The organism is Runella sp. R5_40, from assembly GCF_057652295.1.
The window spans coordinates 493,265-511,348 of the sequence record NZ_JBYFCH010000003.1; the positions used below are offsets into that span (position 1 = coordinate 493,265).

General features: G+C 45.7%; 9 protein-coding genes. 4 read left to right on the top strand and 5 right to left on the bottom strand.

Annotation, left to right across the window (positions count from 1 at the left end; translation table 11 throughout):
- Positions 1–116 precede the first annotated feature (116 nt).
- The 4 genes from AC23N5_RS09345 to AC23N5_RS09360 are packed head-to-tail and all read left to right on the top strand — an operon-like array spanning position 117 to position 6,333.
- Positions 117–1,367 carry a TolC family protein gene (locus AC23N5_RS09345; RefSeq protein WP_487755347.1) on the top strand — a complete coding sequence of 417 codons (1,251 nt, stop codon included), beginning with the start codon at positions 117–119 and terminating at the stop codon, positions 1,365–1,367.
- A gap of 5 nt (positions 1,368–1,372) precedes the next feature.
- Positions 1,373–2,461, top strand: a complete 1,089-nt coding sequence (locus tag AC23N5_RS09350; protein ID WP_487755348.1) for an efflux RND transporter periplasmic adaptor subunit — start codon at positions 1,373–1,375, stop codon at positions 2,459–2,461.
- A 3-nt stretch (positions 2,462–2,464) separates the two neighbouring features.
- Positions 2,465–5,575, top strand: coding sequence for an efflux RND transporter permease subunit (locus AC23N5_RS09355; protein ID WP_487755349.1), 3,111 nt, complete (start codon positions 2,465–2,467; stop codon positions 5,573–5,575).
- A complete protein-coding gene (locus AC23N5_RS09360; RefSeq protein WP_183973690.1) occupies positions 5,575–6,333 on the top strand; it encodes a DUF2490 domain-containing protein in 759 nt (252 codons plus the stop codon). Before AC23N5_RS09355 ends, AC23N5_RS09360 begins: the two co-directional genes overlap by 1 nt.
- 11 nt (positions 6,334–6,344) lie before the next feature.
- Here AC23N5_RS09360 and AC23N5_RS09365 read toward each other — a convergent pair whose 3' ends face one another.
- The 5 genes from AC23N5_RS09365 to AC23N5_RS09385 all read right to left on the bottom strand — a co-directional run bounded on the left by AC23N5_RS09365 (position 6,345) and on the right by AC23N5_RS09385 (position 18,076).
- Positions 6,345–10,433 (bottom strand): hybrid sensor histidine kinase/response regulator transcription factor, encoded by a 4,089-nt coding sequence (locus AC23N5_RS09365; protein WP_487755350.1) that lies wholly within the window; start codon positions 10,431–10,433, stop codon positions 6,345–6,347.
- 75 nt (positions 10,434–10,508) lie between these two features.
- A complete protein-coding gene (locus AC23N5_RS09370; RefSeq protein ID WP_487755351.1) occupies positions 10,509–12,191 on the bottom strand; it encodes an endo-1,4-beta-xylanase in 1,683 nt (560 codons plus the stop codon).
- 28 nt (positions 12,192–12,219) lie between these two features.
- On the bottom strand, positions 12,220–13,176 hold the full coding sequence (locus AC23N5_RS09375) for a DUF5627 domain-containing protein (RefSeq protein ID WP_487755352.1): 957 nt from the start codon (positions 13,174–13,176) through the stop codon (positions 12,220–12,222).
- Between the two features lie 41 nt (positions 13,177–13,217).
- Complete coding sequence (locus AC23N5_RS09380) at positions 13,218–15,017, bottom strand: RagB/SusD family nutrient uptake outer membrane protein (protein ID WP_487755353.1); 1,800 nt, start codon at positions 15,015–15,017, stop codon at positions 13,218–13,220.
- A gap of 32 nt (positions 15,018–15,049) precedes the next feature.
- Entirely contained in the window at positions 15,050–18,076 is a 3,027-nt protein-coding gene (locus AC23N5_RS09385; protein WP_487755354.1) for a SusC/RagA family TonB-linked outer membrane protein, read from the bottom strand.
- Positions 18,077–18,084 lie beyond the last annotated feature (8 nt).

Below are 18,084 nucleotides of genomic sequence, written 5' to 3' on the forward strand. Positions count from 1 at the left end.
TCTAAGGAATCATCGCTGAAAAACTACTATTAAACCCATTAAGGGGTTTTTAATTCAGAATTAATGACATATTAATCTTTCAGCCGCAGTTTTGCCTCGAATCTTTTTAGACCAAAATGAGGCGTACACTGTTCATCGCAGCTTTTTTGCTGCCTTTTTATTGTTTTGCCCAAGACGCTCTTCGGCTTTCGCTCAAGCAAGTCGATAGTCTTTTTTTACAAAATAATCTCATTCTTCTTTCGGAGCGATTTAGGATAGAAGCCAGCAAAGCGGCTGTCATTCAAGCCCGTTTGTGGGATAACCCGACCCTTTCTACCGAATGGAATGCCTATAATCCTGATAAAAAACGGGTGTTGGACGTGGCCAAAGGCGGACAAAAAATCGTGTCGATTGAGCAAGTTTTGCTAACGGCGGGTAAGCGTAGCAAACAGGTGGCCTTGGCCATCGAAAATGCCCAAATGACCGAATACGAATTTTTGGACTTGCTTCGTACGCTCAAATTTGAGTTGAGGAGCAATTTTTTTGAAGTGTTTTTTCTTCAAAATACCCTCAATCGTTACCAGCTTCAAATCAATACGTTACAGACAACGGTCACTGCTTTTGAAGAACAGTACGAAAAAAACAACGTCTCCTTGCGGGAATTACTTCGTCTCAAAGCCCTTCTATTTCAGCTTAATAACGACAAAACTGAACTTCTTTTTCAAATTGCGGAGAAGCAAAAAGGGTTGAAAACACTGCTCAATACCAACCTTCAGGTTGTGCCATTGGTGAACGAAGTGGAGCTGAATCGCTATTTTCTTAATAGCTATACGGTGACCGCGCTAAGTGAGTTGGCACTTCAGAACCGAGGCGATGTCAAAGTCGTGGAATCGCTCAAGCGGCAGGCTGAGTTAAACTATACGCTCCAGAAATCATTGGCGGTGCCAAACCTCCGTTTGGGGGCGGTGTATGACCAATCGGGCAGTTATGTGAATCATTATACGGGCATCACCCTTGGGGCTGATTTGCCTTTTTTCAATAAAAACCAAGGGAATATCAAAACGGCAAAAAGCCTGATTGAGTACCAAAAAGGAGTGCAAAGCCAGAAAACCAACGCAGTTTCTAACGAAGTAGCGGAGGCATTTCAGAAGGTGCGCTACGTCGAAAACATGGTGCAAAGTGTGGATAGTAAATTCACGGACCAATTTGAACAACTCAACAAAGGTGTCGTCGAAAACTTCCAAAAACGCAACCTTACGCTGCTCGAATTTATCGACCTCATCGAAACGTATAGTGAGAGCGTTAAGGAATTGAACCGCCTTAAAGCCGACCGAATAGGGGCATACGAAGAACTTAATTTTACTGTAGGACAAGAACTTTTCAACTAAGAAAAATGAATAAAGCTATCATAGGAGTACTGGTGCTGGTGGGTGCTGTTGTGCTCGCTTCGTGCGGAGAGCAAAAAGAAGCTACGGAAGAAAAAAAGGCGTTTTCGTTGTCGGATACGATGATGAAACGCATTGAGTTGGCCGATGCGGGCATGGCGCCTGTTCGTAGCGAACTGACACTGGTAGGAAAAATCAGTGCCGACGAAAACCGCGTCATTAAGGTCTATCCGTTGGTGGGTGGAAATGTGGAGTCGGCTACTGTCGAACTCGGCGATTATGTCCGTAAAGGCCAAGTGTTAGCCACAATTCGGTCGGGGGAAGTGGCTGATTTTGAGCGACAAATGATTCAGGCGCAGTCAGAAGTGTTGGTGGCTGAAAAAAACTTAAAAGCTGCCGAAGAATTGTTTGAAAGTAAACTCAACTCGCAACGGGAGGTCAATGTTGCCAAAAAAGAAGTTGAAAATGCCCAAGCCGAATTGAACCGCATCAAGGAAGTTTTTCGCATTTATGGCCTTGGAAAAAGTACGCATTACATCGTAAAAGCACCGATTGACGGTTTCGTGATTAGCAAAAATATCAACCCAGGAATGCAGCTTCGTTCCGATAATGCTGAGCAGATTTTTACCGTGGGTCAAATCAGCGAAGTGTGGGTAATGGCCAACGTAAACGAAAGCGATATTCCCAAAGTGAAATTAGGGATGATGGCTGACATTCAGACGATTAGTTATAAAGATGAACTCTTTCATGGTAAAGTAGATAAAATCTACAATGTGCTTGATCCCGATACTAAAAGTATGAAAGTGCGTATCCGACTCGACAACAAAGGGTACAAACTCAAGCCCGAAATGCACGCCACGGTGTCGCTCAAGTTTGACGAAGGAGGGAGTATGATGGCCATTCCAGCCAGTGCAGTCATTTTTGACCGTAGTAAAAATTGGGTGATGGTGTTTAAGAGTCGCACCCAAATCGAAACCCGTGAAGTGACTGTTTACAAAATGCTAAACAACGTGGCTTATGTACAGGCAGGGCTGAAAGAAGGGGAGAAGGTTATTTCAAAAAATCAATTATTAGTGTACGACGCACTGAACGACTAAATTATGAATAAATTCATTCGAGGAATTGTAGGTTTTTCACTCAAAAACCGCTTTTTCGTCTTTTTTATGACGGGTATTTTGGTCATTTCAGGTGTGGTAAGTTATCTCAATACACCGCTTGAAGCATTTCCCGACGTAACCAATACGCAAATCATTGTAGTAACAGAATGGAACGGACGAAGCGCCGAAGAAATCGAGCGTTTTGTGACGGTACCAATCGAAGTTGCTATGAACTCCGTGCAGCGAAAAACCAACGTACGCAGTGTGACAATGTTTGGGCTCAGTATCATCAAAATCATTTTTGAAGACGACGTAGAAGACTTTTTTGCCCGACAACAGGTGAATAACCAGCTTCGTACAGTATCGCTGCCCGACGGCGTTGACCCCGAAGTGCAGCCGCCTTACGGGCCTACGGGGGAAATTTTTCGCTATACGTTAGAAAGCAAAGACCGTGATAGCCGCGAGTTGTTGACCCTCCAAAATTGGGTGGTAGATCGTCAGCTCCGAAGTGTGCCAGGCGTAGCCGACGTGGTGGCGTTTGGGGGGCGCGAAAAAATGTACGAAATCCAAGTAAATCCTACGCAACTCGCCAAATACGACATTACGCCGCTCGAAGTCTATGAAGCCGTGACCAAAAGCAACGTCAACGTGGGGGGCGATGTGATTGAGAAAAACGGTCAGGCGTACGTGGTGCGCGGGATTGGGTTGCTCAATTCGATTCCCGACATTGAAAATATCATTGTCGAATACGTGGATGATAACCCTGTTTTGGTCAAAAACGTGGCCGACGTCAGAGAGTCGAACCTCCCTCGCGTGGGGCAAGTAGGCTTAAACGACAACGACGACGTGGTGGAGGGGATTGTGGTGCAGCGCAAAGGCGAAAACCCCAGCGAAGTGCTAACGCGGGTGAAGGAAAAAATTGAGGAATTGAATACCAAAATTCTGCCTCCTGACGTCAAAATGGTCACTTTTTACGACCGCGACAACCTCATTACGTACTGTACCAACACCGTACTGCATAACTTATTTGAGGGAATTATATTCGTTACGGTCATCGTGTTTTTGTTTATGGCCGACTGGCGTACCACCGTCATTGTGTCCATTATCATCCCGTTGGCGCTGCTGTTTGCCTTTATGTGTTTGCGGCTCAAGGGAATGTCGGCCAACTTACTCTCGATGGGGGCGGTTGACTTTGGTATTATCATCGACGGTGCGGTGGTGATGGTGGAGGGGATGTTTGTGTCGCTCGACCACCTTGCCCACAAAAAAGGCATGGAACGGTTTAATAAACTGGCCAAATTAGGGTTGATTAAGAAAACGGGCGGAGAGCTTGGGAAGGCTGTGTTTTTCTCCAAACTGATCATTATCACGGCCTTGATTCCCATTTTTAGCTTCCAAAAAGTAGAAGGAAAAATGTTTAGCCCGTTGGCCTACACCCTTGGCTTTGCGTTGTTGGGGGCGTTGCTTTACACCCTTACGCTGGTACCTGTGTTGTGTTCGTTTTTATTACGGAAAAACGTTCGGGAGAAGAACAACCCAATTGTCAACTTCTTCGACCGTGTAGTTTCTAAAGGATTCGAGTGGTGTTACCGAAGCAAAAAAATGAGCGTTTTGGCAGCTATGATTTTCTTGGGAACGACCTTGTTTTCAGCAAAATGGCTCGGTACCGAGTTTTTACCCCAACTTAATGAAGGTGCACTGTGGGTAACGGCCGAATTGCCCATGAGTTATTCGCAGAACGAAAGTGTGAAAATAGCGAAAGTCTTGCGCGAAAAAGTGGCCAAACACAAAGAAGTTCGGCAGGTGCTTTCGCAAGAAGGGCGCTCCAACGACGGTACCGACCCCAACGGTTTTAACTTTCTCCAGTTTCAAGTCGATTTGAAGCCAAAAGAAGAATTAGGAGGTAAAACAATTGACCAAATTATCGAAGAATTGAACGATGATTTGTCTGAAATACAAGGGATTACTTTTAATTATTCGCAGCCAATCATCGACAACGTCGCCGAAGCTGCTGCGGGGATAAAAGCCTCGAACGCCATCAAAATTTATGGCGATGATTTGGATAAATTGGACGAGTTGGCCGATGAGGTTTTAGGAAAGATAAAGGACGTTCCTGGCGTAAAAGACGCGGGTATCTTGCGCAATACGGGTCAGCCCGAAATGAGCGTGATTTTGCACGACCACAAAATGGCCATGTACGGCGTCAGCACTGCCGATGCCCAAGCGGTGATAGAAATGGCGATTGGGGGAAAAACGGGTTCTATTTTGTACGAAGGTGAACGTAAGTTTGACATTCGTTTGCGTTACCAAGAGCCGTATCGCCGCACCGAAGACGACATTCTTCGCTTGATGGTGCCAACCTTGAAAGGCAATAAAATTCCGTTGAAAGAAATCGCCTCACTGCGCAAAGTCACAGGGCCTGCGTTTGTCTATCGAGAAAACAATAAACGGTTTATCGGCGTAAAATTCTCAGTACGTGAGCGCGATTTGGGAAGCACCATTGCCGAAGCCCAAAGCAAAGTTGCTCCCATCTTGAAAGCATTGCCCAAAGGGTATTCGATTGACTGGACGGGAGAATTTGAAAACCAAGTGCGTGCTACTCAACGTCTCGGACAAGTAGTGCCGATTAGCATTGTGGCCATTTTTGTCCTTTTATTTATCACTTTTGGCAACGCCAAAGACGCAGGACTCGTATTGGTCAACGTACCGTTTGCGTTGATTGGGGGAATTTTGGCCTTGCACGTTACGCACATGAACTTCGGTATTTCGGCGGGGGTTGGGTTCATTGCCTTGTTTGGGATTTGTGTCCAAAATGGGGTGATTCTGATTTCAGTATTTAGCAAAAATACCTCCGAACGAATGCCGCTCGACAAAGCGATTCGAGAAGGTGTAAAATCGAGGATTAGGCCCGTTGTGATGACGGCGATGATGGCGGCCATTGGCTTGCTACCAGCGGCGGTATCGACGGGGATTGGCTCCGAAACCCAGAAACCACTGGCCATTGTGGTCATTGGCGGGCTCATCACCGCTACTGTTCTGACTTTGCTGATATTCCCGATTATTTATCGGTTTTTCTATCGACATCACGTACATACCATCAAAGATTTAGAATAATGAAACTCAAGACACGTTCAGGCTATATGCTCATTGGTTTGCTGTTAAGTAGCCTAGTTGCTTTTGCCCAAAACAGAACCGATTTTCAGGTATGGCCTGGCGTGTCTTTAGAATTGGATTTGCCCAAAAAGTGGCTAGTAACGGTGCAATACCGAAGCCGATTTATTGATAACGCAACTTATTACAAAGGCTCGTATCTGTTTGGGGCTGTGGAGTATGAGTTTAATAAACACTTGAAGGCCATCACCAACTACCGCTTGGCGCTGGTCGATGAAGGTGTGTATCATCGGTACTTTCTAGGAGTGTCGGCCAAGGCAAAAGTAGGTGACTTTACGTTGATGGTACGCCCCGCTATTCAGTACCAAAGCCAGCGTTTTACTGGCGATGATGAAATTCGGACGGATACCGATACCTACTTTCGTCCGCGTTTTACGGTTAAGTACAAACTGAATAAAAAATGGGATGTTTATACGTACTCAGAGCCGTTTTTTGCCATTACCAACAAGGGTACTAAAATTGATAACATCCAAAGTTCCATTGGCCTCAAGTACGAATACCTCAAAAACCAACGCCTGAATCCCTATTTCATTTGGCAACCCGATTATTCGCACAAAAAATACCAGCTGACCAACTACATTGCGGGCTTGGACATGGAGTTTTCGCTCAAGCCGTTTAAATACTTCAAGAAAAAGAAAAAAGCAGCGGACAAAAAATCACCGTCGAAATCGCATCCTCAAGGCCAATGGCCACCCAATTAGGCAAAGTATCGCTACGCAACGGCGTTTTTATTGAGCGTGAGGTATTCAGACGGCGACACGTTGTACTTGGCTTTGAACGCCCTGGCAAAATAATTGGGGTTAGAAAACCCGACCGAATACGCGATTTGGGCTATTTTCATGTCGTTTTTTTGTAAAAGCGACAGCGCCTTTTTAAGCTTCAAAGACCTGACGTACTCGACGGGGCTTTCGCCCGTGATGTTCAACACCTTGGCGTATAGTGTACTTCGACTGACAAACATGGCTTTGCTCAATTCCTCAATCGAAAGGTTGGGGTTCTCGATGTTCTCTTCGACGTAGCGCGTAAATTTCAACAAAAACTTTTCGTCTTCCGATTCTACCTCTATTTCGGGCGTTTCTAGCTGAATGTGTTTGCTGTAGGTGTTTTTTAGCAAGCTGTTCAAACTGAGCAAGTTCTCGATTTTGATGCTCAACAAATGGAAGCTAAAGGGCTTGGTCAAATAGTCACTTGCTCCCGCTTCGAGCCCTTTTAGCTGCTCGTTTTCTTCCGACAAAACCGTCAGCATAATCACAGGAATGTGTTTGGTTCGGGTGTCATTTTTGATTTTTCGAACCATTTCCACCCCATCAACCCCTGGCATATTGACATCGCTAATGATGACCTGAGGGTGGTTGGCCAGCGCTTTTTGCCAACCCTGCCGTCCGTCAGATGCTTCGATAATTTTATATTTGGTTTTCAAACTTTGCACCAAATAGGCCCTCAAGTCGTCGTCGTCATCAACGATTAAAACAACGGGTTTCTCCAATTTTGGGGGCTCTTTTTTGGCAAAACTTTCTACCGAGTCTAGCTCTTCTTTGGGTAGGTGCAACGGGGTCGATTGCTCAAAAGTAATGGGAGTCAGCGGAAGGGTAATGATAAACGCACTACCAACGCCCTCTTCGCTTTCCACTTTGATGGCGCCACCGTGAAGTTTAACAAATTCTTGGGCGATAGACAGCCCAATGCCACTGCCCTGATTGAGAATATCGGCGTGGTTGTTGGCCTGAAAAAAGCGCTCAAAAATCTTGTCACGGATGTCGGCGGGTAGTCCAATGCCCGTATCGCGTAAAATCATTTTTATGCCCCCCTCGCCGTCGCCAGTGATTTGAAGACTTACATTACCGCCATCGTTCGTAAATTTGATGGCGTTGGAGAGTAGGTTAATCAGGATGCGTTCGAGTTTGTCTTTGTCGAACGACGTATTGTAATTGTTGAAGGCACTTACAAAATGTAAGGCAATGTTTTTTCTTACAGCGATGTACTTAAAAGCATCTACAATTTCCTGAATAAACGTCACCAAATCGCCTTCGGTTTTGTGAAGGGTGAGTTCGTTGGCTTCTATTCTTCTGAAATCCAACAACTGATTGACCAAATTCAGTAATCTTTTGGCGTTTCGGCTGATTAAATTCAACATTTCGAGCTTTTCAGTACTGTTTTCCTGAAACATCAAATTTTCGATGGGGTTTAAAACGAGCGTAAGCGGCGTTTTTAACTCGTGGCTTAGGTTGGTTAAGAACTTGATTTTGATTTTCTCAAGCTCCATTTTTTGTTCGGCGTCGTGGCGTTCTTTTTCAATCAAATGCTTCATTTCTAGGCGTTCTTGCTTTCGCATGAAGTCATTTTTTAGCTTTTGAATGGAGCTTCTTCTAATGGCCCAAATCGCAAGGAGTGTCAGCAGAAAATAGCAAAAATAGGCGTAGTAAGTACTCCAAAAAGGCGGCTTTACGGTGATATTGATGATTTTTTCGGGCGTTTCCCACGAGCCATCTTCGCTGTGGGCTTTGAGCCTAAAGACGTATTCTCCTGGATCTAAATTGGTATAAACAGCGGTGTTTTTGGTACCAACTTCGTTCCATTCTTTGTCAAATCCATCAAGTTTGTACGAATACCTGTTTTCGTGCGGGACGGTATAATTTAAGGCAATAAAATCGAGGGAAAAGTTTTGTTTATAGCTCAAAACCATCTCTTTGGCCGTTAGAATAGGCTCCGTTATTTCAGCGTTTTCAGTCGCATTTACGTGCTTATTATTGATTTTTAAGACCGTTGTGACCAAAGGAGGAGTGTTTTTTCTCTGAAAAATATCGGCAGATTTGAAGTAATTGAAGCCGTTGAGTCCTCCAAAAAACAACGTTTTATCGGTCGTGATAAAACCAGACCCAATATTGAAAGTGCTTTGTTGAATGCCGTTGTAAGGCGTGAAATTTTTAAATATTTTTTTTGCGATATCAAAAGAGCTGATTCCCTTGTTGGTACTGACCCAGAGTTTCCCTTTTTCGTCTTCTACAATTTTATAAATAACATCATTTGACAACGAAAAACTTTCGTCGAATCGCTCAAACGATTTAGTATCAGGTTTGTATAAACACAATCCGCCGCCCAAACAGCCCACCCATACCCTGCCCATTTTGTCGCAGTGAATGGTCTGAACGCGGTCGATTGGAAGGCCGCTGTTGCCATAATTTAGCACTTGAAAACGATTTTCAAGGGGAAAGAAAACGGCAATCCCCGTTCCGTTTGACCCAAACCAAACGTTGCCCGATTTGTCTTGTTCGATGGCAGTGACGAAGTTATTGAGGGGGAATTTGGTACCCGAATGTCCGAAAATCTTTTCATGGCCTTCTATTTGACGCGTAGCAGGGTCGTAGCGAACCACCCCAATCCCGTTGGTACCCATCCAAACTTTGCCGTCGTTAGCGGTTTTAAAACAATTGACTGGTACATCTTTGGTATCGCTATTACTTCTTGAAACATGAAAGTACGTAGAAGCGCCCGTGGCGAGATTCACATTGTACAAACCACCTTGGTACGTGCCTACCCAGAGGGTGTTTCCATTTGTTTCGAGGGCAATCACAGACGATACATTGGCCTGTTGCTGGGCTAATCTAAAGGGTTTAATTTGCCCCGTTTTTCGGTTGAAAATATTGATTCCTGTTCCTTCCGTTCCGATAAAAATATCGCCTGAAGGGCTTTCTGCAAAGCACATGACCGAGCTGCCTGTCAGTCCGTTGGGGTCAAATTGTTTAAAAGGTTTATGATTAAAAAAGGCGAGATTGGTGTCGTATTTATTGATTCCGCCTTGGTAAATGGACACCCAATAGATGCCAGTATCGTCAATATAAACATCCCGCACCGACCGCCCCACGATACTTGGCGTAAAACTTGATTGTTCGATAAAGGTACTTTTTACGCGGGTTACGTTGCCCGTTTTGGGGTTTAGAATGTCGAGGTTACTTTCGGTGCCTATCCATAGTTGTCCTTCTTTGTCGAACGCCACTTTATGGATGTGGTTATTGGAAAGGGTATTAGCATCGTTGGCATCTGATTTGTAAGTGGTAAAACTATTTTTTGCTCCCTTCATCACATTCAGCCCATCTTTGGTGGTACCTACCCATAGCTGCCCATTTTTGTCTTCCGTAATGCACGTAATGTGGCTGCCCGAAATGGCATCGGGGCGGTTTGGGTCGCTGAGAAATCGGGTGAATTGGTCGTTTTTGTGGGTATAAAGGTGCAGCCCATTGTCGGTGCCCACCCACATGGCGTGGCGGCTGTCCTCAAAAATACACCTGATAATGTTTGAATTGAGCTTGGTGCGCTTGGTAGGGTCGGCTTTTAAAGCCTTGATGGTTTTGGTATCGGGGTCAAAAATAAAAAGTCCAGCGTAGGTGCCTACCCATATTTTGCCAGTGTGGTCGGCACATAAGCTGATAATCCAGCCTAATTTTGAAAAATCATAATTGATGAAAGAATCGAGATTAAGGTTATAAACCGACAGGGTGATGTTGGTAGCCAACCAGATTTTACCCGCTTTGTCTTGGGTCATTGCCACAACAGGCCCGCGGCCAATGCTCGTACTGTCGCGGTCGTTGTGGTGATAGGCAACGAAGTTTTGGCCATCAAACCGATTGAGCCCATCCTCCGTTCCGAACCACATAAAGCCGTGTTTGTCTTTGAGAATGGCATTGACGGAATTGGACGTTAGGCCATTTTTACTACTAAAATTAATGAATTTATACTCCTTCTGTTGCCCACGTAGCAAGTGGACAAGGCCCAAAAAGACGAATAAAAGGAAAAGCTTCTTCATGTTCATACCTAATGAAAGCAATCCCCCATCATTTTTTACATGTGGGGGATTGAAAAAGACGTCGTACTTTGACGATTACTTCATATTGGCCTTAACCGATTCCGCCACTTGCGAATAGGCTAATTTTCTCACGTATTGTTGGGTCCAAAGCCCTACGGGATCGTCGGCTCTCCAGCTTGAACTGGCGGGACTATCCAACGGACTCCAGATGGTGATGCCGTAGCGTTGGGCGGCTGGGATAATCTCAAAGTACTTATCAATCACGTACTTGTACATTTCGGCTTGTGCCTTGTAATGTTCTTGAGTGGCTGCCGCCGTTTTTACGCCCGCCATACCAATATCTAACTCCGAAATTTTAATCAATTTGCCCGTACCAGCCAATAGCTTAAACATCTCCGTAATCTTGGTTTTGTCCGAGTTGATGTCGATGTGCATTTGGGTTCCGATACCGTCCACTTTTGCCCCTTTACTTTCGATGTACTTCACATACTCGATGATTCCTTTGCACTTATCCAAATTGTACTCTAGGTTGTAATCGTTAATGAAAAGAATATCGGTAGGATTGCCGTATTTTCTTGCCAATTGAAAGGCCGTTACGGCATAATCTTTACCCATGTAATCTTGCCAATAAAATTCGTCACCTTTGAGGGTTTTACCTACGCCCGTTTTTAATTCAAATGGTTTGCCGTCGTCCATTGGTTCATTTACCACATCCCACGCTTTTACGTAAGGTTTGGCTACAGTCATCATGCCCGACATCCATTTATCCAAAGCGCTGGTAATGAGTGTTTTCTTTAGTTCAGGTGTTTTTTCCTTTGTCTGAACACTTCCAGTTGCATTGTACTTTGTCAAAGAGAGGTTATCGAAATAATAATTCGTGGCCGTTTTACCAAGATTAAAAGCAATGGCGCCACAGGTAGCCATGTCAGCGGTAACGGTAATCTCTTTGGTATAAGTCGTCCAAGTAGGCGTAGCGGCAATCGTTCCAAAAAAGTCCCAGTGTTTGTAAGCACCGGGCGTTACATGGGCCTGCGTTGGGTAAGAGGCGGCCACATCGGCCTTCACGTCCATTTTAAGGATGTATTTTTCTCCCAACACGGCCGCAGGAGCAAATCGTACGAAAAATTGCGCTTCCCAGTCGTTGGCGCGCACGCTGGCATTGGTGATTTTCAAAGCCCTACCCACTCCGTTGGCACCTTGGCCAGCGGCAGTATAGGATATTACGGCATTGGCGTTACTCTGGAAATTAGTGGCGGCATCGGTTTCAAAATCAGTGCCAGTGATTAAATCCCAACCTGGTCCTGTTGATGACAGAATATCAGGGGCAATGACACTTTTCAAATAAGTCGCATTTTGGTTGGCGTGCCAGCAGAGCGTATGTCCATAGACCGATGTTCCTGCGGCTTTGGCGGTTTCCAACAGTTTGCCCACGTTGTCGAGGGCTAAATTACCGTTTGACTGCACTACAGCCCCGTGTTTCATTTCGTAGCCAAGGACAATTTCATCGAAATTTTTATTGGCCAACCGATACATGACGTTTTTGTTGTTGTAATCGGCCAAAGAAAGGGCAACTCCCAACTTAAAATTTGGATGGACACTGCGGTTGATGTAGGATTTTAATGCGGGATAAGCATCAATATTCTCCTGAATTGCGACACTTTCGGGCTTATCGACGTTGAAGTCAACGGGCTCAAAAGTGGTACATGAGGCTGCCACACAGGTGGTAACTCCCAGTACGAGTTTATGTATTTTTTTCATAAGATTACTGTTCTAATGGGCCCAAAGGTTATTTTGCCACGGGTGTAAAAGTTTCCAATGCCACCGTGCGGTCACGCATCACGAGGGTGTCGGTGGTGGCTACTTTCATACCTGCCATGGTAATTTCATATTTGAGGTACAACGCATCGCGGTCTTTGCTACCCCAGCTGTTTTTTTCGCCTTTTTTGACAAACGTGCCGCTTCCACTTGCGGTATAGCTGGTCGAGGCCGACGTAATGGTGCATTTGTTTTCTCCCTCAAATCGCATCAAAAGCGTAACATTGACGTTTTTGCCGTCTTTGTCTTTGATGACCACAGGAAATTCAAGCTCACTCATCGACTTGGTTGAGAGCTTATTTACTTCGTCTTTTTCAACAAACTGCGCGTGGCGAACGATGGTCTGGTTTACGCTTCCCGTCACAACGTCCGTGCCGCGTCGGAGGTAGTTGCCATGCCAAGGGTTGACGTATTTGATGGCATACAAAACAAAATTCTTGGTGCGAAGAATAGAGTCCGCATCGGTTTGGGTGATTCTCAACGGAATAACGTAGGTGTTTTTGATGGATTTTGGGTCAGCAAAAAACGCATCGGTTAGCTGCACGTCCACCCCGCCTGACAATGCTCCTTTTGGAATAATAATTTGATCGGAAGCCAACGTGAAATAGTTGGCTGGCATGGCAAGAATTTCGTCTTTGCCCGCCCCAAACAATAGCCCATTTTTTAGCAAGGAGTTGTCAACCGCTATTTTGACCGATATGTTTTTGCGGCTTTCGTAAACACCACCAGTTGCCGCAAAAATTTGGCATTTACGCTGGTTGTCTAAGTCGGTATTGACGTAGGTGTCTTCACCAAAAGTGATGGTTCGTACGGGATATTGGTAGGCAAAATAGACGTTTTGGAATTTGTAATCAGGAAAAATCTTTTCCTGATTACAAGAGGCAAGCCCAGCGGTGAACAGTACCAGTATTAAAACAAATCTTTTCATAAATTTAAAAATTTTGTCAATGATAAAAGAATCGTTGATGATTAGTTCCAGCCTTCGTTTTGTTCAAGTGCGGAGTATTTCAAGATTTCTGAGTACGGAACGGGGCCGTATTTCATGTGGGTTTTAAACACTCGGTCTTGGACGGCGGGCAAGATGGTATAAACACCATTTTGAATGCTTACGCCCTTGGCGGGTTCGGTAAGCTGGAGGTTCCAACGGCGCAAATCCCAGAATCGAAACCCTTCAAAACAAAGCTCAAGGCGGCGTTCATCCCGAATCAGCTGACGCATGGTTTCTTTGCTGGCTTTGGCACTTTCCAAATAAGGGTCGTTGTTGGTAAGACCGATGCCCGCTCTTCTACGAATCGCTCTAATGACATCGTAGGCCGAGTAGGTGTTGGCACCTGTACCCGTAGGGCCAAAGGCTTCGTTGGCGGCTTCGGCGTAGGCCAAGGCGATTTCGGTGTAACGAATATGCGGCTTGTAGTGGCGTTGGTTGCTGGCAGAAGTAGGGTTTAGGTTGACATCCTGACGCAGCAGTTTTCGTAAATAATACCCCGTTCTGGTGGAGGTTTCTACCCGATTGAGGGCGTCGTTGGTGGTGCCGTTCGCTGTGGTGTTAATGGCCGTGTTGTTGACGCCCGCCGTTGCTCCATTGACCAAAATAAACATTCTCAAACGAGGGTCGCGGTTGGTGTAAGGGTCGGCAGGGTTATAGCCACTGAGGGGGTTGCTAATGGGGTAGCCGTTGAGCATCGGGAACGCATCTACCAAATTTTGGGTAGGGTTGATGCGCCCGTTGCCGAATAGAGTAGGAGGGAAATTGGCTTGTTCTAAGTCTCTGTTTTCACCCCAGTTGTTGCGCCAGATGATTTCTGGTGGATTTGCTCCGTCTTTTAGGTTGCCGATTTCGGTGGTATTCGAGTACCAAGTGAGACCGCTGGCGGCGGCGCTTGGAATGGCACTGAGGCCACCGCTCAGGTTTAATACTGCTGCTGCGGCATTGGCTGCGTCTGTCCATTTGGTGGCATTGCCATTGTTGAAAGCAGGGCTTGCGGCCAACAAAGCGGTTTGTGCTCTAACGGCTTTGGCGATGCGTCCCGTAAACAAACCACTGAAGGTAACGCCAAAGGCACGGTTGTACTGTTCGAGCGTTACTTTGCCGTATTTGGCGGGTATCTGCGCTTCTTGTCCCAACGTAATGTCGCGATAATCAAGTGGAAGCTTAATGTCAGCACTGTCCAAATCCTGATAAATTTGCTTGAGACAATCTTCAAAAGAAGCCCGTGGCAAGTTGTAATTATCGCTGGTGGTTTGCACTTTGGTCAAAATAGGAACACCAAGCATTTGCCCACCCACACCTTTGCCTGCGTGTGTTTGCAAGAGGTGGTACATCAGCAACGCACGAAGCCCATAGGCTTCTCCTTTGATTCGGGTCGAAAACAACTTATTTGCCACGGGGTCGGTTACCCATTGTACCTTATCGACTTCCCCGAGGGTGATGTTGAGGTATTGAATACCCGCAAAGCAGTTGGTCCATTGGTTGGCGGGGTTGTTGTTAGCCGTCCATTGTCCCGTTGCCATTTTCAGGTACGCATTGTTTTGATCATTACTAACGGCATCGTCGGTAGCAACGTCATTGAACGACCACGAGTTGGTAGGAATCCTGTTGTAGCCATTGAGCAAAATACCAAATGGAAATCTCGAATCACTTGGTAAGTACGCACTGGCGTCTAGTTGCCTATTATTCTCAATGGCAGGTTCTAGAAGGTCTTGGCATCCTGTCAATAAAACAGTTGCACAAACCAGTATCTTTCCTATTCCTTTATTGATACAGAACATAGTGTAACAGTCAAAAATGAAGTTTTAATAATTTAGAACTGGGCTTTTATCCCAAGGTTGAACAAGCGTGTTTGTGGGGCATTGCCTACGTTCATTTCCATGATTTTACGATTCTCAGAAACGGTCAGCAGGCTAAAGCCATTGGCATACACACCTAACTCACGCACAAACGAGTTCATTTTGAGCAGATCTGTCAAGTCGTAGGTGATTTGTACTTTTGTCAGGTCAAAACGGTTGGTTTTGTACATCCAGAAATCAGACGAGCGGAAGTTGTTATCGCTGTTTAAGGTGGTTAATCTTGGGTAAGTGGCCGTCGCTTTTGTCTCTTCGGTCCATCTTCCTCTGACCACGTCTGAGTACTTATCTTCCCCATCCACCCAGAAATAAGAGCTGTTACGCATGGCATTTCCGCCAAAACGGCCCGTACAAAGGGCAAAAAACGTTAGCTTTTTCCACTGCGCCGTCAGGTTTACCCCCAACGTAAGGGGAGAACCAAACCAGCCGCCTTTGCCAAGGTAAACCTCATCGCGGGTGTCGATGATGCCATCTCCATTTTGGTCTTTGTACTTAATGTCACCTGGTTTTACTTGGCCAAACGTTTGGGTAGGAGAGTTCACAATCTCATCTTGGTTTTGGAACATCCCTAAGCTTTGTAAGCCCCACATGGTATCAAGGGGTTTGCCTTGGCGATTTTGGTACGAGTTTTCGTACAATTCTGCTCTTTTGCTGGCGATAGCTTCATAATACGTCCCATTGACGCCCATTGTCCACTGCACTTCGCCGTATTTTTTGTTCACACTTGCGCCAAAATCAAAGCCAACCCGCTTGTCGTCGTTGTAGTTGACAAAAGGAATAAACGATGACACTGGCCAGCCTGTGGTAAAGTAGCTTGGGAACAAAACAGAGGCTTGAATAATATTTCCAGAGAGTTTGTTGATGAAGAACGAACCATTGAGTGTCAAGAGTTTTTTGAAAAATGTCCCCTCAAATCCAAGGGTGATTTCTTCTCTTTTGGGAAACTTCATGTTGGGGTTATCTCCTCTTCGCGACTCGGTCGCCTGAATACCCGTACCGTCTTTCCAGCCATACCACGAGCCTGCGCCTGTATAAACGCCTTGGTACAAAAAGTAGTTTTGGATGTCAAGGTCGGTGTGCAAAATGCTGGCCGAGGCCGTCAGTTTTAAGTCATCAATGACGCTGGAGTTGCGCAAGAAATCTTCTTGGCTTACTCGCCAGCCCAAAGCAACCGACGGCGAGAGTGCTTGGCGATTGTTTGGGGGGAGTTTGGCCGAATGGATGTAGGCCGCGCTCAGGTCTAAATAGTACTTGTGCTTAAAGTTATAGCTGGCCAAGAAACCCAAGTTGGCATTGCTTGTACGGTGATAAATGGCCGACTCCGACTGCTGGAACCCATTGGCCAACAAAATCGCCGACAAATGATGGTTGCCGTTGAAGGTACGGTCGTAATTGAACTGACCTGAGAGAGCAATCGTTTGGCGGTAGCGGTTGCCTGACACGTTTTGGGTACCAGAGCGTGCGTCTTGGTTATAAACAGTTAGGTTGCTAATGAGGTCAGTACCGCTGTATTTATTCCAAGTAGGGGCGTAGGTAGCATACGAATAGTTGTATGATAACGTATATTCTGTGGCATAATCAACGGCAAAAGCTGACTTGAAACTAAGCCCTTTCAATACGTTTCTGAGGTCGGCCTTGATTCCTGTGTTGAACTGGAATTGTCGGTTTGCGTATTGGTTATTTCCACCCGAATAAATCGTGGCGATGGGGTTGGTTTGGTCTAACTGTGTACCACCAAGTAAATATTTTCCATCAATAATGTTGTTGCTGTTTTGAACAAATACCTGAGAAGCAGCGTCTTCTTTTTCAATCAAATCAATGGGAATCAAGGGAGCGAAACGATTGGGACGAACCGTGGTGGCGCTGTTCCAAAAGTTAGCGTTTACGCCACGTCCCGTAAAGAAAATGGCCGTAGCATCGGCGTTTACGCTGATAAACTCGTTCAACTTGATGTCGATATTTCCACGGAAATTGAGGCGGTCAGAGTTGTTGTTGTTTTTCGCTTCGCCAAAGTTTAAGAGAGAACCTGAAGTGGCATATCCTAAGTTGGTATAATACTTCACGCGCTCGTTTCCACCCGAAATCTCCGCCGTTGCATCGTAGCTACCGTAGGCATTTTTGAGGTATTCGGGCGAGTAAAAATCAATGTTAGGATAACGGTACTTGCTTAGACCCGAAGCATGATTGTAGATGTCTAACTCAGAGTACAAGTTGGTGAGCCCATCGTTTCGGCGTGCTTCGTTGTAGAGGGTCATGTATTCGGCCGAGCCCAAATAGCGTGGAAAAGCTTTGGGTGTGTTGACGCCGCTGTTGACCCGCAAGTCAAATTTGTTTTGACCGATTCCCCCTCGTTTCGTAATGACATTAATCACGCCTTTGGCGGCGCGGCTACCGTACAAGGCAACTGCGTTGGCACCTTTCAAAAACACGATTTGGTCAATCTCGGTAGGGGCTACGTTGCCAGTTTCGCGAGGAACGCCATCAATCATAAACAAGTAACTGCCCATGCCCCAGTTACTATTGCCGTTGAAACCTGGAATCAGCGCTTCCATGTCGGCAAGGGTATAGGTAAAATAATTTTTAGCGAGCAGTTCTTGCACGTTGACCGAGGCTACGCCGCCGAGCAAGTCCTTTTTATCGACATCCCGAAAAGCAACGCGAACTTGTTCGTTGACTTCTTCGGGGGTCATCACGATTTCACCGATTGGCCCCGTTGAGGTAATGTATTTGGTTTTAAAACCTGGGGCAACGATGGAGAGCATTTCGTTTTTGGGTACTTCGAGGGTGAACGTACCCGAGGCGTCGGTCACAGTAGCTTTCCCGATTTCATCGGAGCTTTTTACCACAGCACCACTGATGGGCTGTTTGTTGGTGCCAACGATGGTGGCTTTGATTTTAATAGGCGCCGTGTTTTGTCCTATGACGTTGGCTTTGGGTAAAGCCAACAGGAGACACAAGCCCAAAAATATTTTTATAAACTTCATTGCTTATT

Bases quoted from the DNA above. Each gene is read 5' to 3' on its own strand.
- AC23N5_RS09385 (WP_487755354.1), bottom strand. From the start codon at position 18,076: ATGAAGTTTATAAAAATATTTTTGGGCTTGTGTCTCCTGTTGGCTTTA.
- AC23N5_RS09345 (WP_487755347.1), top strand. From the start codon at position 117: ATGAGGCGTACACTGTTCATCGCAGCTTTTTTGCTGCCTTTTTATTGT.
- AC23N5_RS09365 (WP_487755350.1), bottom strand. From the start codon at position 10,433: ATGAAGAAGCTTTTCCTTTTATTCGTCTTTTTGGGCCTTGTCCACTTG.
- AC23N5_RS09350 (WP_487755348.1), top strand. From the start codon at position 1,373: ATGAATAAAGCTATCATAGGAGTACTGGTGCTGGTGGGTGCTGTTGTG.
- AC23N5_RS09355 (WP_487755349.1), top strand. From the start codon at position 2,465: ATGAATAAATTCATTCGAGGAATTGTAGGTTTTTCACTCAAAAACCGC.
- AC23N5_RS09380 (WP_487755353.1), bottom strand. From the start codon at position 15,017: ATGTTCTGTATCAATAAAGGAATAGGAAAGATACTGGTTTGTGCAACT.
- AC23N5_RS09370 (WP_487755351.1), bottom strand. From the start codon at position 12,191: ATGAAAAAAATACATAAACTCGTACTGGGAGTTACCACCTGTGTGGCA.
- AC23N5_RS09360 (WP_183973690.1), top strand. From the start codon at position 5,575: ATGAAACTCAAGACACGTTCAGGCTATATGCTCATTGGTTTGCTGTTA.
- AC23N5_RS09375 (WP_487755352.1), bottom strand. From the start codon at position 13,176: ATGAAAAGATTTGTTTTAATACTGGTACTGTTCACCGCTGGGCTTGCC.